General features: G+C 70.8%; 12 protein-coding genes. 4 read left to right on the top strand and 8 right to left on the bottom strand.

The annotated features are described in order from the left end of the window. Window positions 1-4: 4 nt before the first annotated feature. The 7 genes from murD to rsmH form a co-directional block, all read right to left on the bottom strand. Window positions 5-1,438: a UDP-N-acetylmuramoyl-L-alanine--D-glutamate ligase gene (murD, locus tag M2157_RS35210; protein ID WP_280867241.1), complete on the bottom strand. Its 1,434-nt coding sequence runs from the start codon at window positions 1,436-1,438 to the stop codon at window positions 5-7. Next, the gene (gene mraY / locus M2157_RS35205) at window positions 1,420-2,493 is read right to left on the bottom strand and encodes a phospho-N-acetylmuramoyl-pentapeptide-transferase (protein ID WP_280857019.1); all 1,074 of its coding nucleotides are present in this window, start codon (window positions 2,491-2,493) and stop codon (window positions 1,420-1,422) included. The genes murD and mraY overlap by 19 nt, the downstream gene beginning before the upstream one ends. Further along, a complete protein-coding gene (gene murF / locus M2157_RS35200) occupies window positions 2,490-3,899 on the bottom strand; it encodes a UDP-N-acetylmuramoyl-tripeptide--D-alanyl-D-alanine ligase (RefSeq protein WP_280857020.1) in 1,410 nt (469 codons plus the stop codon). Before murF ends, mraY begins: the two co-directional genes overlap by 4 nt. A 4-nt stretch (window positions 3,900-3,903) precedes the next feature. Continuing rightward, on the bottom strand, window positions 3,904-5,424 hold the full coding sequence (locus M2157_RS35195; RefSeq protein ID WP_280867240.1) for a UDP-N-acetylmuramoyl-L-alanyl-D-glutamate--2,6-diaminopimelate ligase: 1,521 nt from the start codon (window positions 5,422-5,424) through the stop codon (window positions 3,904-3,906). Window positions 5,425-5,615: 191 nt separating this feature from the next. After that, a complete protein-coding gene (locus M2157_RS35190; protein ID WP_280857021.1) occupies window positions 5,616-7,592 on the bottom strand; it encodes a penicillin-binding protein 2 in 1,977 nt (658 codons plus the stop codon). Between the two features lie 5 nt (window positions 7,593-7,597). After that, the gene (locus tag M2157_RS35185) at window positions 7,598-8,140 is read right to left on the bottom strand and encodes a hypothetical protein (protein WP_280867239.1); all 543 of its coding nucleotides are present in this window, start codon (window positions 8,138-8,140) and stop codon (window positions 7,598-7,600) included. Between the two features lie 60 nt (window positions 8,141-8,200). Further along, on the bottom strand, window positions 8,201-9,157 hold the full coding sequence (gene rsmH, locus M2157_RS35180) for a 16S rRNA (cytosine(1402)-N(4))-methyltransferase RsmH (protein WP_280867238.1): 957 nt from the start codon (window positions 9,155-9,157) through the stop codon (window positions 8,201-8,203). A 375-nt stretch (window positions 9,158-9,532) separates the two neighbouring features. On the opposite strand from rsmH, the gene M2157_RS35175 reads away from it, so the two are divergent. From M2157_RS35175 to M2157_RS35160, 4 genes are all read left to right on the top strand, one after another. Continuing rightward, a complete protein-coding gene (locus M2157_RS35175; protein WP_280857024.1) occupies window positions 9,533-10,138 on the top strand; it encodes a carbonic anhydrase in 606 nt (201 codons plus the stop codon). 238 nt (window positions 10,139-10,376) lie between these two features. Next, complete coding sequence (locus M2157_RS35170) at window positions 10,377-11,411, top strand: MoxR family ATPase (protein ID WP_057618518.1); 1,035 nt, start codon at window positions 10,377-10,379, stop codon at window positions 11,409-11,411. Next, window positions 11,411-12,781, top strand: a complete 1,371-nt coding sequence (locus tag M2157_RS35165) for a DUF58 domain-containing protein (RefSeq protein WP_280857025.1) — start codon at window positions 11,411-11,413, stop codon at window positions 12,779-12,781. The genes M2157_RS35170 and M2157_RS35165 overlap by 1 nt, the downstream gene beginning before the upstream one ends. Beyond that, on the top strand, window positions 12,778-15,189 hold the full coding sequence (locus M2157_RS35160; RefSeq protein ID WP_280868326.1) for a DUF3488 and transglutaminase-like domain-containing protein: 2,412 nt from the start codon (window positions 12,778-12,780) through the stop codon (window positions 15,187-15,189). The genes M2157_RS35165 and M2157_RS35160 overlap by 4 nt, the downstream gene beginning before the upstream one ends. A gap of 179 nt (window positions 15,190-15,368) precedes the next feature. On the opposite strand, the gene M2157_RS35155 is transcribed toward M2157_RS35160, so the two are convergent. Next, window positions 15,369-15,764: a DUF3040 domain-containing protein gene (locus M2157_RS35155; protein WP_057618523.1), complete on the bottom strand. Its 396-nt coding sequence runs from the start codon at window positions 15,762-15,764 to the stop codon at window positions 15,369-15,371. Window positions 15,765-15,769: the final 5 nt, after the last annotated feature.

The raw sequence follows: 15,769 nt of genomic DNA, 5'->3' as shown, positions 1-15,769 counted from the left end.
TCGGTCAGGAGCCGAGTTCGCGAACCGCCTCCGCGAACGCGTCACCGCGCTTGTTGTAGTTGGCGAACATGTCCATCGAGGCGCAGGCCGGGGCCAGCAGCACCGTGTCCCCTGCGACGGCGAGGCGCGAAGCCTCCTGGACAGCCGCGAGCATCGCCCCAGTGTCGGTCCGGTCGAGGTCCACCACGGGTACTTCCGGGGCGTGTCGCGCGAGGGCTTCACGGATCAGGGCGCGGTCCTGGCCGATCAGCACGACACCGCGAAGTCGCTTCGCCGACTTGGCGACCAGTTCGTCGAAGGTCGCGCCCTTGGCGAGCCCGCCCGCGATCCAGACGATCGACTCGTAGGCCGCCAACGAGGCTTCCGCCGCGTGGGTGTTGGTGGCCTTGGAGTCGTCGACGTACGCGACCGCGTCCACGTCGGCCACGTGGGCGATGCGGTGGGCGTCCGGCGTGAAGTCCCGAAGCCCGTCCCGTACGGCCCTGGCGGGCACCCCGAATGCGCGTGCGAGGGCCGCCGCCGCAAGGGCGTTGGCGATGTTGTGCGGGGCGGGCGGATTGACGTCGGAGATCTCGGCGAGTTCCTGGGCGTTCTTGTGCCGGTCCTCGACGAAGGCGCGGTCGACCAGGATGCCCTCGACGACGCCGAGTTGGGACAGTCCGGGGGTGCCGAGGGTGAAGCCGACGGCCCGGCAGCCCTCCTCGACGTCCGCCGCGCGCACCAGGTCCTCGGTGGCCTTGTCGGCGACGTTGTAGACGCAGGCGACCCGATTGCCCTCGTAGACGCGGCCCTTGTCGGCGGCGTACGCCTCCATGGAGCCGTGCCAGTCCAGGTGGTCCGGCGCCAGGTTCAGCACGGCGGCGGAGTGGGCGCGCAGGGAGGGCGCCCAGTGGAGCTGATAGCTCGACAACTCCACGGCCAGGACGTCGTACTGCTCGTCGCCGAGCACCGCGTCCAGCAGGGAGACGCCGATGTTGCCGACGGCGGCGGTGCGCAGCCCCGCGGCCTTCAGGATCGACGCGAGCATCTGGGTGGTGGTCGTCTTGCCGTTGGTGCCGGTGATCGCGAGCCAGGGAGCCGCGTCGGGGCCCCTGAGCCGCCAGGCGAGTTCGACATCGCCCCAGATCTCCAGGCCGGCCGCACGGGCCGCCGCGAACAGCGGCTTGTCCGGCTTCCAGCCGGGTGCGGTGACGACGAGTTCGGTGCCCTCGGGCAGGGTCGCACCGTCACCGAGGCGCACGGTGATGCCGAGCGCCTCCAACTCGGCGGCCTGCTCACGCGCGCGTGCGTCGTCGCCGTCGTTGACGACCGTGACGTTCGCCCCGCGCGCGTGCAGCACCTTGGCCGCCGGGATGCCGGAGACACCGAGTCCGGCGACGGTGACGTGCCTGCCCTGCCAGTCCAAGGGCTCCGAGGAGGTCACTTTTCTGCTGCCCATCCCGCGTAGAAGAGACCCAGGCCGACGATCACACAGATGCCCTGGATGATCCAGAAACGGACCACGATGAGGACTTCTGACCAGCCCTTGAGTTCGAAGTGGTGCTGCAGCGGTGCCATCCGGAAGACCCGCTTGCCCGTCATCCGGAAGGAGCCGACCTGGATGACGACGGACATGGTGATGAGGACGAACAGACCGCCCATGATGGCGACCAGGAGCTCCGTGCGGGACAGGATCGCCAGGCCCGTGAGGACACCGCCGAGGGCGAGCGAACCGGTGTCGCCCATGAAGACCTTGGCCGGCGAGGTGTTCCACCACAGGAAGCCGAGGCAGGCACCCATCAGCGCGGAGGCGATCACCGCGAGGTCCAGCGGATCTCGCACCTCGTAACAGGCGTTCGGGTTGGTCAGGGTGCCCGCGTTGGCGCAGGACTCCTGGAACTGCCAGACGCCGATGAACGTGTAGGCGCCGAAGACGAGGACCGAGGCGCCGGTGGCGAGGCCGTCCAGACCGTCGGTGAGGTTCACACCGTTCGACATCGCGAGGATCATGAACAGCGCCCAGACCACGAACAGGATCGGGCCGATCTTCCAGCCGAAGTCGGTGATGAACGACAGCTTGGTGGAAGCCGGGGTGTTGCCGCGAACGTCCGGGAACATGAGCGCGAGCACCGCGAAGCTGATGCCGACGATCAGCTGGCCGGCCATCTTCGCCTTGGCCCGCAGGCCCAGCGAACGCCGCTTGACGATCTTGATGTAGTCGTCGAGGAAGCCGACCAGGCCCATGCCGCACATCAGGCCGAGCACCAGCAGGCCCGAGTAGGTCGGGGGGTAGCCGGTGATGACCTTGGACAGGAAGTAGGCGGCGACCGTCGCCAGGATGAAGGCGATACCGCCCATGGTCGGCGTACCGCGCTTGCTGGCGTGCTCACGGGGACCGTCGTCCCGGATGTACTGGCCGTAACCCTTGCGCGCGAGCAGCTTGATCAGCAGCGGGGTGCCGACCAGGGTCAGAAAGAGGCCGATGACTCCTGAGAACAGGATCTGCTTCATCATCGGGCGGCAACCTCACCCTCGGCATCGACCAGCGCCTGGGCGACGCTCTCCAGGCCGACCGAACGGGACGCCTTCACGAGGACGACGTCTCCCGGGCGCAATTCACTGCGCAGCAGGTCGACCGCCGCCTGTGCGTCGGACACGTGCACCGACTCCTCACCCCACGAACCCTCGTTATATGCGCCCAGTTGCAGCCAGGACGCTTCCCTGCCCCCGACCGCGACGAGCTTGCCGACATTGAGCCGGACGGCGAGCCGTCCGACCGCGTCGTGCTCGGCGAGCGCCTCGTCCCCGAGCTCGGCCATCTTGCCGAGCACCGCCCAGGTCCGCCGCCCCTTGCCCATCGCCGCGAGCGCGCGCAAGGCCGCTCGCATGGACTCGGGGTTCGCGTTGTAGGCGTCGTTGACGATGGTCACGCCGTCCGGGCGCTCGGTGACCTCCATACGCCAGCGGGAGAGGGAGCCCGCCTCGGAGAGCGCGGTGGCGATCTCACTTGCGGACATGCCCAGCTCATGGGCGACGGCGGCCGCGGCGAGCGCGTTCGACACGTGGTGCTCACCGTACAGGCGCATGGTCACTTCGCTTGCACCGGAGGGTGTGTGAAGCATGAAGGCAGGCTGTCCGCTGTCCGTGAGTCGTACGTTCTCGGCGCGAACGTCCGCTTCGTCGGACTCTCCGAAGAGGATCACCTTCGCCTTCGTACGGGATGCCATCGCACGTACGAGAGGATCGTCGGCGTTGAGAATCGCCGCGCCCCCCTCCTGTGCCGACGGCAGGGCTTCCACGAGTTCACCCTTGGCCTGCGCGATCTGCTCGCGGCCGCCGAACTCACCGATGTGCGCGGAGCCGACATTGAGGACCAGGCCGACCTGCGGGGGCGTCAGATCCGTGAGGTAACTGATGTGGCCGATGCCGCGGGCGCCCATCTCCAGCACGAGGAACCTGGTGTCCTCAGTGGCGGTGAGCGCGGTGAGCGGCAGGCCGATCTCGTTGTTGAGCGAGCCCGGCGTGAACACCGTCGGCGCCTTGCGCTGGAGCACCTGGGCGATCAGGTCCTTGGTGCTGGTCTTGCCGGCGGATCCGGTGAGGGCGACGAGGGTCGCGCCGAGCCGTCGTACGACATGACGCGCGAGGGCGCCGAGGGCCGTCTGGACGTCCTCGACGACGATCGCGGGCACGCCGACGGGGCGCTGGGCCAGCACGGCCACCGCCCCGGCCCGGACGGCTTGTTCGGCGTAGTCGTGGCCGTCGACGCGCTCCCCCACGAAGGCGGCGAACAGACTGCCGTCCTTCACCTGCCGGGAGTCGATGACGACGGGCCCGTGCACCAGCACCGACGGATCCGGTATGTCGTGCGTCTGCCCGCCGACGACTGAGGCGGTCTCGGCGAGAGAGAGGGCGATCACAAGTTCATCCCTGGGTCTTCTGGATGGCTTCTCGAAGCACCTGGCGGTCGTCGAAGGGACGGACCACCCCGGCGATGTCCTGGCCCTGCTCGTGGCCCTTCCCGGCGACCAGTACGGTGTCGCCCGGCCGCGCGCGGGCGACGGCGGCGGCGATCGCGGCGGCCCGGTCCTCGAAGACCTGGACCTCGCCGCGCTCGTGTACTGGCACGGACGCCGCGCCCTCGAGCATGGTTGCGAGAATCGCGAGGGGGTCTTCGGAGCGGGGGTTGTCGGAGGTCAGTACGGCGGTGTCGGCGAGGCGGGCCACGGCGGCGCCCATCGGACCGCGCTTGGTCCTGTCGCGGTCGCCTCCACAGCCCAGCACGACGTGCAGCCGGCCCTCGGTGACCTTGCGGAGCGCCTTGAGCACCGACTCGACGGCGTCCGTCTTGTGGGCGTAGTCCACGACCGCGAGGTAGGGCTGTCCGGCGTCCACGCGCTCCAGCCGGCCCGGCACGCCCGGCACCGCGGCGATTCCGTCGGCGGCGGTCTGCGGGTCGAGGCCCGCGGCGGCCAGGGCGACGATCGCGGCGAGGGTGTTCGCGACGTTGAAGGGCCCCGGCAGCGGCGACCTGGCGGAGATCCGCTCGTCCTTGGGGCCGATCGCGGTGAACGTCGAGTCCATCGGGCCGACCTGGACGTCCGCGGCGCGCCAGTCGGCGTCGGGGTGGCCCTCGGCGGAGAAGGTGACGACCGGGACCGCGGCCTCCTTGACGAGCCGGCGTCCGTACTCGTCGTCGAGGTTGACCACGCCGAGACGGCTGCGTTTCGGCGTGAACAACTGCGCCTTGGCCTGGAAGTAGTCCTCCATGCCGGAGTGGAACTCCATGTGCTCCGGGCTGAGGTTGGTGAAGACGCCGATGTCGAAGACGCAGCCGTCGACCCGGCCGAGGACCAGCGCGTGGCTGGAGACCTCCATGGCGACCGCCTCGACCCCGCGCTCGCGCATGACCGCGAACAGGGCCTGGAGGTCGGTGGCTTCGGGCGTGGTGCGCTCGGACTTGATGCGCTCGTCGCCGATGCGCATCTCGACGGTGCCGATCAGACCGGTGGACCTGACCCCTTTGAGACCGCCCTCGACGAGGTACGCCGTGGTGGTCTTGCCGGAGGTGCCGGTGATGCCGATCTGCAGCAGGTCCCGACCGGGGTGACCGTAGATCGTGGTCGCCAGTTCGCCCATGCGCGCGCGTGGGTCCTCGACGACCAGCACCGGGAGCCCGGTCGCGGTGGCGCGCTCGGCGCCCGTCGGGTCGGTCAGCACCGCGACCGCGCCGAGGCCGACGGCCTGGGTGACGAAGTCGGCGCCGTGCAGGCGGGCGCCCGGGAGGGCGGCGTACAGGTCGCCGGGGCGGACGGCACGCGAGTCATGGGTGATGCCCGTGACCTGCGCGGCGTTCCCCGGCTGCTCGGCACCCAGCTGGTCGGCGAGCTCCGCGAGGGGTGTTGCGGAGACCCGGACCGGCCGGGGCGGTCCGGGAAATGTCACGGGTGCGCCCTTCTGGGTGGTTTGGGACTGATCAGCGTGTGGCACGGCGGTGAGCGTACCGGGCGCACCCGCCTTGGAGCGAAGTGAGGGGCGGGGGGTGCCTTGGTTCCCGGAATCGGAGGTGATCGTCGTCACGAGGTGGTTCCTGGTGGCCTTTCCGAGCTGCTGATGAGGTGCTGAGGTGGTGCTGATCAGGGTGTGTAGGTGACGGGCAGTTTCGGGGCCTTCGCCCCCGTCGGCGGCACCTGCAGGGTCTTCAGGGCGAACTCCATGACCTGCTTGTAGACGGGTCCGCAGATCTGGCCGCCGAAGTAACTGCCGCTGGTGGCGTTCTGGATGGCGCAGTAGACGGTGATCCGGGGCTTGTCGGCGGGCGCGAAGCCGGCGAACGACGAGGTGTAGCCCTTGTACTTGCCGGTGGCCGGATCCACGCGGTTGGCCGTGCCTGTCTTGCCCGCGACCCGGTAGCCGGGGATGCGCGCCTTGGTGCCGGTGCCCTCCTCGTCGTCCACGACCGACTCCAGCATCCGGGCCAGCGTCTTGGCCGTCCTGGCGCTGACGACCCTTGTCTCCTTGGGCTTCGCGGCGGGTGTGAAGCTCCCGTCGGGTCCCTTCGTGCCGCGCACGAGCGTGGGTTCGACGCGGACGCCGCCGTTGGCGATCGTCGAGTAGACGGACGCGGCCTGCATCGCGTTGAGGGACACGCCTTGGCCGAAAGGAATCGTGTACTGCTGCGAGGTCGACCAGTCCGAGGGCTTGGCGAGGATGCCCGGGGTCTCGCCGGGGAAGTCGAGACCGGAGTAGCGGCCGAGGCCGAATTTGTGCAGGTAGGAGTAGAGGACCTGGTTGGCCTGCGCCTGGGTCTTGCCGAGCTGGCCGGTCGCCAGGATGGTGCCGATGTTGCTGGACTTGGCGAGCACGCCGTTGAGCGTGAGGTACCAGGTCTCGTGGTCGATGTCGTCCTTGAAGAGCCGGTCACCGCGGTGCAGCCGGTTGGGCACGATCACATGCGTGAGCGGGGTGGCGACGCCCTGTTCCAGTACGGCGGCCATGGACATGACCTTGGCGGTGGAACCGGGTTCGTAGGCGTCCTGGAGGGCCGCGTTGCCCATGTTCACCGAGCTCGCCTTGGACAGGTCGTTGGGGTCGAAGCCGGGCGAGTTGGCCATGGCGAGAACCTGGCCGGTCTGCGTGTCCTGCACTATCACGTACCCGCGGTCCGCCTTGGACTCCTTCACCTGGTCGGTGATGGCCTGCTGGGCGGCCCACTGGATGTCACGGTCGATGGTGAGCTCGACGTCGCTGCCGGGCACCGCGGGGGTCTCGGTGGAGCCCACGGTGGGCACCTGGCGGCCGCCGGACTGGGCGTAGCGGATCTTGCCGTCCTTGCCCGCCAGCAGGGAGTTCAGCTGCTGTTCGACACCGCCGCCGCCCTTGCCGTCGGCGTTGACCCAGCCCAGTATCCCGGCGGCGAGATCGCCGTTCGGGTACACGCGCTTGGTGGTGGGCACGGACAGGACGCCCGCGAGGACGTTGGCCGTGCCCGGGTCGGTCTCGCTCTTGGTGGCGAGCGCGGACTTCAGGTCCTTGATCTGCTTCCAGACCTGCGGGGTCTGGCGGCTGGCGAGCAGCGCGTAGCGGAGTTTCCTGTCCCTGGGCCGCAGCTTCTTGACGATCGTCTCCTGGTCCTGCCCCAGGATCGGGGCGAGCAGGGCGGCGGCCTGCTCGGGGCCGTCGTCGATCTTCAGTTCCTTGCGGGTGAACAGCGTGGGGTCGGCCGTGATGTCGTACGCGTCCTCGCTGGTCGCGAGGGCCACGCCGTCGCGGTCGGTGATCCCGCCGCGCTCGGCGGCCAGCGTGTAGCCGACGTACCGGTTCTGCTCGGCCTTGGCGGCGTACGTGCTCGCGTCGACGGCCTGCACCTGGAGCAGTCGTACGACGAAGGCGGCCAGCACCAGCGTCAGCGCGAGGCCGACCAGGCGCAGCCGGGGGCGGGGGCTGCCCAGGCGGATGGTCTTGGGGGCCGCGGAGCGGGGCGCCGAGGGGCGGCGGCCCGGGCGGGCTCCGGGGCCCGGGCGCGGTCGGCCGACGGGGCGGGCGGAGCGCTCGGGGCGCGCCGGTCCGGGCACGCGGCGGCGCGGCGGTTGCCTGCCGAAATCGTCGGACACTTCCGTCACCTGCCGGGGGTCGGGGTCGTGGGGGGCGGGACGACCGAGGGCGCGGCCTCGGTCGCTGTGACGACGGTCTCCGTCGGGGTGGGGTCGGCCGCCGGCGTCGGGACGGTCGCGCTGTCGATCACCTCGGGGGCGAGGACGAGCGGCATCTGGAAGGAGGCCTGTTCGGCACCGGAGGCGGGGGACGGGACACCCTTGACGGTGCCGTCGGGGTCCAGGAAGGCCGGATCTCCGCCGGGCACCATGCCGAGTTCACGGGCCCGGCGCACCAGGGCCTCGGGCGCGGAGTAGGCGTCGATGTCCCGTTGGAGCCCCTGTTGCTCGTCGGTGAGGCCCTTCGTCTCCCTCTGGAGGTCGGTGAGCTTGAACGACCCTTCGCTGAGGGCGGAGTTCAGCACCAGCAGCCCGATGAGGCCGCCGCCGAGGAGGAGGACCACGAGGAGCACGAAGGGGGTGCGGGCCGCCTGTCCGGAGCCCGTCGGGCCGGGGAACAGGCGCGCGAGACGGGCCGCCCTCCCCCTCAGTTCGGGTTTCCTACTCACTCACCCTCCAGTGAGTCCGGTTTCCCCACTCACTTGCGCGCCTCACGCACTTCACGCACTTCACTCGATGGACTCCCTGATTCGCTCGGCGCCCCTGCATCGCGCCGGTGCGGCCCGCCGGTTCTCGGCGATCTCTTCCTCGGTGGGAAGTTCGGCACCGCGCGTGAGCAGCTTGAGCCGGGGCTGGTACTGCTCGGGGACGACGGGCAGTCCGGGCGGGGCGGTGGTGGCGGCGCCGGCCGCGAAGACCTGCTTGACCAGCCGGTCCTCCAGCGAGTGATACGACAGCACGGCGATCCGGCCGCCCACGGCGAGCGACTTCACCGCGGCCGGGATCGCCCGCTCCAGGACGGAGAGTTCGCCGTTGACCTCGATGCGCAGGGCCTGGAAGGTGCGCTTGGCCGGGTTGCCGCCGGTGCGCTTGGCGGCCTGCGGCAGGGAGTTCCTGATCAGCTCGACGAGCCGGGCGCTGTGCGAGAAGGGCTCCTTCTCGCGCTCACGCACGATCGCGGACACGATCCGCTTGGCCTGCTTCTCCTCGCCGTACGCCCTGAGGATCCGGACGAGTTCGCCCGGCGGGTAGGTGTTCAGAACCTCGGCGGCGCTCATGCCGGTCGTCTGGTCCATCCGCATGTCGAGGGGGGCGTCCTGGGCGTAGGCGAAGCCCCGGTCGGCCTCGTCGAGTTGCATGGAGGAGACACCGAGGTCGAAGAGGACACCCTGCACGCGCGCGATGCCGAGCCTGTCGAGGACGTCGGGGAGCTCGTCGTAGACCGCGTGGACGAGGGTGGCACGCTCGCCGAAGGGCGCGAGCCGCTCGCCGGACAGGCGCAGGGCCTCCTTGTCGCGGTCGAGGGCGACGAGCCGGGCCTCGGGGAACCGCTGGAGCAGTGCCTCGCTGTGACCGCCGAGGCCGAGCGTGCAGTCGACGACCACCGCTCCGGGCCGCTCGAGAGCGGGGGCCAACAGGTCCAGGCACCGCTGGAGCATCACCGGGACGTGTCGACTCTGACTCAAGGGGCCCTCTCAGGTCCGGCGCGGGCCGTACGCACCGCCGGGTCCCCGCCCTCCCTCCCCTTCGCCGGGGGCCCCGGTGAAAGGGGAGGCCTGCCGGCGCCGGAAGCGTCAGCCGACCGGGAGCGGGAGGAGGCCGAGCCGTACGTACGCGCCGCGCACGTGGGGAGATCTCCGGAAAATCACCGGGGTCTCCGGGGAAAGTCCAGCAGGGAGGCCTCGCCTCCCGCTTCGCGTCACTTTAGTCCACGGCCTCTCGCGGTCAATCAACCGGCCTGCGCGTCGCGCCCCGGTGCGGACTCGACGCCATGAAAGGGCGGAAAACACCCGTTCGGGTGCGCCCGAGACCCTTGTGGGGTGCCTCACACAGAGGACGTGATGACGCTCTTTTTCCCTTCTCACGGCAGGACCGGAACAGCGGTGACCAGTACCGTCATGGTTATGACGACTTCCGCATCCGTTCCCATCGAAGGCGCCATATCCTCAGGCGGCCGTGTGACCGATCGCCTGGTCGACGCCAACGAGCGGTACGCCGCCGCGTTCACCGACCCCGGTATGGACGCCCGGCCGGTGCTGCACGTCGCCGTCGTGGCCTGCATGGACGCCCGACTCGACCTGCACGCCGCGCTCGGCCTGGAGCTCGGCGACTGCCACACCATCCGCAACGCGGGCGGTGTGGTCACCGACGACGTGATCCGCTCGCTCACCATCAGCCAGCGCAAGCTCGGCACCCGCAGCATCGTCCTGATCCACCACACGGGCTGCGGCCTGGAGGCGATCACCGAGGAGTTCCGCACCGAGCTGGAGATGGAGGTGGGCCAGCGTCCCGCGTGGGCGGTGGAGGCCTTCCGGGACGTCGACCAGGACGTACGGCAGTCCATGCAGCGGGTGCGCACCTCGCCGTTCCTGGTGCACACCGACGACGTGCGCGGCTTCGTGTTCGACGTCAAGACGGGCCTGCTGCGCGAGATCGACCCCGCGTAAGCGGCCGCCGTAGCTGTCGTTTCGCTGTTGATTTCGGCCCTCGGGGTGCCCAGAACATCGTAAAACCCGACATAGTGCAGCCAGTTGTCCACAGTCGAGTGACACGAATCGGTAACGGCAGCAAGAATGCGGGTGTGGCGTCACGCGGAACTTTTCACGCGTGGTGTCCGTGATTCGGGGTGGGCCGGTTACGCATCACAGAGCGTCGGCCCGGAAAGTACGGGCCGAGGAGGGCCGGGTGACCACCTATGACGATCGAGCGAGCCTCACTGATCTGACCGCCGTCGTGGAGCGGGTACGCAGTTCGGTGGAGGGCGTGATCGAGGGGAAGCCCGAGGTCGTACGGCTTTCGCTGACCGTGCTGCTCGCCGAGGGACATCTTCTGATCGAGGATGTCCCCGGCGTCGGCAAGACCATGCTGGCCAAGGCGCTGGCGCGGTCCATCGACTGCTCGGTGCGCCGCATCCAGTTCACGCCCGACCTGCTGCCCTCGGACATCACGGGTGTGTCCATCTGGGATCAGCAGCGCCGGGACTTCGAGTTCAAACCGGGTGCGATCTTCGCGCAGATCGTGATCGGCGACGAGATCAACCGCGCCTCGCCGAAGACGCAGTCGGCGCTTCTGGAGTCGATGGAGGAGCGCCAGGTCACCATCGACGGGCAGACCTACGAGCTGCCGAGCCCCTTCATGGTGGTGGCCACGCAGAACCCGGTCGAGATGGAGGGCACCTATCCGCTGCCGGAGGCCCAGCGCGACCGTTTCATGGCCCGGGTCTCCATCGGCTACCCCAGCGCGGACGCCGAGCTGCAGATGCTCGACATCCACGGCGGGGTGAACCCGCTGGACGACCTCCAGCCGGTGGCGCACGCGCACGACATCGTGAAGCTGGTCGAGGCCGTCCGCGGCGTCCACGTCGCCGAAACGGTCCGGCGGTACGCCGTCGACCTGGTCTCCGCCACCCGCACCCATCCCGACCTCAGACTCGGCGCGTCCCCGCGCGCGACGCTGCACCTGCTGCGCGCCGCCAAGGCCTCCGCCGCCCTCAGCGGCCGGGAGTTCGCGCTGCCGGACGACATCCAGGCGCTCGCCGTGGCCGTCCTCGCCCACCGTCTGCTGCCCACCGCCCAGGCCCAGCTCAACCGGCGCACCGCGGAGCAGGTCGTGCAGGAGATCCTCCAGCGCACCCCGGTTCCCGCCGCGCCCCAGCAGGGCGGCTTGGGGATCGGCCGCACCGCACCCGCGTATCCGCAGCAGCCGCCGCGGAGCCTGTGATGTCCACCGCGATGCCCTCCGCCGACGGCCCCGAGGTCGACCGCGGCGAAAAGGGCGGGGTGCGGACCGCGCTGGCGGGTCTGACCACCCGGGGCCGCTCCTTCTTCGCCGCCGGCATCGCGGCGGCCATCTGCGCCTACATCCTCGGCCAGAGCGACCTGCTGCGGGTCGGCCTGATGCTGGCCGTGCTGCCCCTGGTCTGCGCCACCGTGCTCTACCGCACCCGCTACCGGGTCGCGGGCAGCCGAAGGCTCTCCCCCGCGCGCGTGCCCGCCGGCAGCGAGGCCCGCGTGCATCTGCGGATGGACAACGTCTCGCGGCTGCCCACCGGCCTGCTGATGCTCCAGGACCGGGTCCCCTACGTCCTCGGCCCGCGCCCCCGCTTCGTGCTCGACCGCGTCGAGCCGGGCGGCCGCCGCGAGGTGTCCTACCGGGTCCGCTCCGACCTGCGGGGCCGCTACCCGCTCGGCCCGCTCCAGCTGCGCCTGACCGACCCGTTCGGCATGTGCGAACTGACCCGCTCCTTCTCGACGTACGACACCCTGACCGTGATCCCGCGCGTGGAGGCGCTGCCGCCGGTGCGGCTGAACGGCGAGGCGAAGGGGTACGGCGACGGGCGTCAGCGCTCGCTCGCCCTGGCCGGCGAGGACGACGCCATCCCGCGCGGCTACCGCTACGGCGACGACCTGCGCCGGGTGCACTGGCGTTCCACCGCCCGCTACGGCGAGCTGATGGTGCGCCGCGAGGAACAGCCCCAGCGCGCCCGCTGCACGGTGCTACTGGACACCCGGGGCCTCGCCTACGCGGGCGCGGGCCCGGACTCGGCCTTCGAGTGGGCCGTCTCGGGCGCCGCCTCCGTCCTGGTCCACATGCTCGAACGGGGCTTCTCCGTACGGCTGTTGACGGACACCGGCAACTCCGTGCCCGGCGAGGGCGCCGACGGTTTCGCGGGGGCCAGCCAGGGGACGGCGGACGCGGCCGGGCTCATGATGGACACGCTGGCGGTGATCGACCACTCCGACGACACCGGCCTGTCGCGCGCGTACGACGTGCTGCGCAGGGGGAACGAAGGACTGCTGGTGGCCTTCTTCGGCGACCTCGACGAGGAGCAGGCCACGGTGGTCGCCAAGATGCGGCAGCGCAGCGGGGGCGCGCTCGCCTTCGTGCTCGACAGCGAGAGCTGGGTGCGGGAACCGACCGACGTGCCCGGGGCGGTGCAGGAGCGCGAGGAGCGGCTGCGGATGCTGCGCGAGGCGGGCTGGACGGCACTGGGTGTGCCGCGGGGTGCCTCGCTTGAGGAGCTGTGGCGCCTCGCGGACCGCGAGCGCACGGGCGTGGGCGTGGCCGGCGCCGGGGAGGGACCATGCTGAGCGGGCGGGGACGACTGGCGCTCTGCGCGTGGGCGGCCACGCTGATGGCCGCGTGCGCCCTGCTCCCGCTGGTCGAGCCGGTCACCTGGATCGTGCAGGCCGCCTTCCTGCTCGGGGTGCAGACGGTCGTGGGCGCGGTGACCCGGCGGATCCCGCTGGCCCGTCCTCTGACGGTGGCGGCCCAGACCCTCGTCACGCTGGTCATGCTGACCGTGATCTTCGCCCGGGACCAGGCCCTCTTCGGGCTGATCCCCGGCCCGGGCGCCTTCGTGCACTTCGGGGACCTGCTCCAGCAGGGCGGCGACGACATCGCGCGCTACGCGATCCCGGCGCCGCTGGAGTCCGACGGCATCAAGCTGATGGTCTTCGGAGGTGTCCTGATCATCGGCCTCGCGGTGGACACCCTCGCGGTGACCTTCCGCAGCGCGGCCCCGGCGGGCCTGCCGCTGCTCGCGCTGTACTCCGTCGCCGCGGGACTGTCCGAAGGACACGGCGACTGGTTCTGGTTTCTGGTCGCGGCGGTCGGCTATCTGCTGCTGCTTCTGGCCGAGGGGCGGGAGCGGCTCTCGCAGTGGGGCCGCGTCTTCGGCGGGGCCGCGCGCGGCCCGGGCGTCGACTCCGGGCCGGTGGCGCCGGTGCGCACCGGGCGGCGGATCGGCGTGGCGAGCCTCGGCATCGCCCTCGCGGTGTCGGCCACCCTGCCCTCGATGAACGGCGGCCTCCTGGACGCCACCGGTGCGGGCGTGGGCGCCGGAAACGGCAACGGCGGCACGATCTCCGCCGTGAACCCGCTGCTCACCCTGCGCGACAGCCTGAATGTGGACGAGGACCGCCAGGTCCTGTCCGTGCGGACCGGGAGCAGCACCGACATCTCCAACCTGTACCTGCGGATCGTCTCCCTGGACGAATTCGACGGCCGGACCTGGAAGCCGTCCAAGCGGCCCATCAAGGCCGTACCGGACGACTTCCCCACCCCGACCGGCCTCGGCGGCGACGTCAAACGCACGGAGGTGGAGACGACCATCGCGGCGGCGAACTGGTACGCGCAGGACTACCTGCCGATGCCGTACCCGCCGAGCGGCGTGAAGATCCGGGGCAGCTGGCGCTACGAGCCCGAGGGGATGGCGCTCGTCGGCGATCACGGGCAGAACACGCGCGGGCTGACGTACCAGGTGAAGAGCCTGGACGTGCAGCCGACGGCCGAGCAGCTTGCGTCGGCGCCGACCGCGCCTTCGGCGATCGAGCGCGACTACACCAAGATGCCCGACTCGGTGCCGTCGGTCGTGGCCAAGACCGCCCGCGAGGTCACCGAGGGAGCGAAGAACCCCTATGAGCAGGCGGTCGCGCTCCAGGACTACTTCGCGGTGACCGGCGGCTTCGAGTACGACACGAAGGTGGAGGTCGGCGACGGGCCCAACGCGATCGCCAACTTCCTGCGGGACAAGCAGGGCTTCTGCGTGCACTTCTCCTTCGCCATGGCGGCGATGGCCCGCTCCCTGGGCATTCCGGCCCGGGTCGCGGTGGGCTTCGCGCCCGGCACCCCGCAGGCGGACGGCTCGATCTCGGTGGGGCTCAAGGATGCCCACGCCTGGCCCGAGCTGTACTTCGAGGGGGTGGGCTGGACGCGCTTCGAGCCCACCCCGACCCGGGGCACGGTGCCCTCGTACACCATCCCGGACGCCACCGGCAGTCTGACCCCCGACGTGCCGCGGCCGTCCGCGGGTTCGTCCACGGCGCCGTCGGCCTCCCCCTCGGCGAGCGAGAGCTGCTCGTCCCAGCTGCGCAAGCTGGAGGCGTGCGACAGCGCGTCGCCCGCTGCCGCGGCAGCCAGGGACGGTGGTGGCCCCTGGTGGGCCGTACAGGGCCAGTGGTGGTACCTGAAGCTGCTGTTCTGGGTGTTCGTGGGGCTGGTCGCGCTGTCGATCCCCTTGGCGCCGATGCTGTGGCGGCTGCGCACCCGCTCGGTACGTCTGGGCGGGCACGGCCGCAGTGACGCGGATGCCGCCGCGCACGCGCTGGCGGCATGGCAGGAGCTGACCGACACGGCGTGGGACTTCGGGATCCTGCCGGACGACTCGCAGACGCCGCGCAAGGCGGCGGCGCGGATCGTACGGCTCGGGCATCTCGATGCGACGGCCGCTGCCTCGGTGCACCGGGTGGCGGACGCCGTGGAACAGGTGCTCTACGCCCCGCGCCCGCGGCCGACGGCCGGCCTCGCCCAGGACGTCTACCGGGTGATCGGCGGCCTGCGCGGCTCCGTCGGCCGGGGCACGCGGGCGCGCGCGCTGGTCGCCCCGCGTTCCACCGCACGGGTGGTGTGGGCGGCGTCGGAGTGGTGGACCGGGGTCAGGACACGTGCGGCGGCGATCCGGCCGACCCTGCGCAAACCGTCCGGTCAGGAAGGCTGAAAAGCGCCGTCCGCAGACGGCGGAACGACGGTGGCCCGGGCCTTCCAAAGGCCCGGGCCACCGCGTCGCGAGGGGTGGGAGTGTCCTTGCGTGAGCTCAAGGACATACGTGAGGGGGTGAGCACCTGGTCGGGTGCTCACCCCCTCAGAACGTCATGTGGGAGCGGCTCGGCGGGCCGGCTACTGGCCGCCCTGCTCGTCTCGTCGCCGCTGCCAGCGCTGCTCGATCCGATCCATCATCGAGCGCTTCTGGCGTCCCTGGCGACGGGCATGCGGGGCACCCGCGGCGGGCTGCTCGCCCGGCTTGGGGGCCTTGCGCCAGCCGGTCACGGCGAGTACCGCGCACCCCAGCATGACGAGGAAGCCCACCACGCTGAGCCACACCTGCTTGGCGACCATACCGGCCATGAGGAGCGCGATACCTACGAGGAAGCCGGCAACTGCCTGGTAGACCCGCCGCCGGGTGTACGTACGCAGCCCGCTTCCCTCGAGCGCCGACGCGAACTTGGGATCTTCGGCGTACAGCGCTCGCTCCATCTGCTCGAGCATGCGCTGCTCGTGCTCCGAGAGCGGCACGGAGT

This window comes from Streptomyces sp. SAI-127, from assembly GCF_029894425.1.
In the GTDB taxonomy this organism is placed as follows: domain Bacteria; phylum Actinomycetota; class Actinomycetes; order Streptomycetales; family Streptomycetaceae; genus Streptomyces.
The sequence above is the reverse complement of the archived record's forward strand: the minus strand, read 5'-3'. Positions and strand labels throughout refer to the sequence as shown.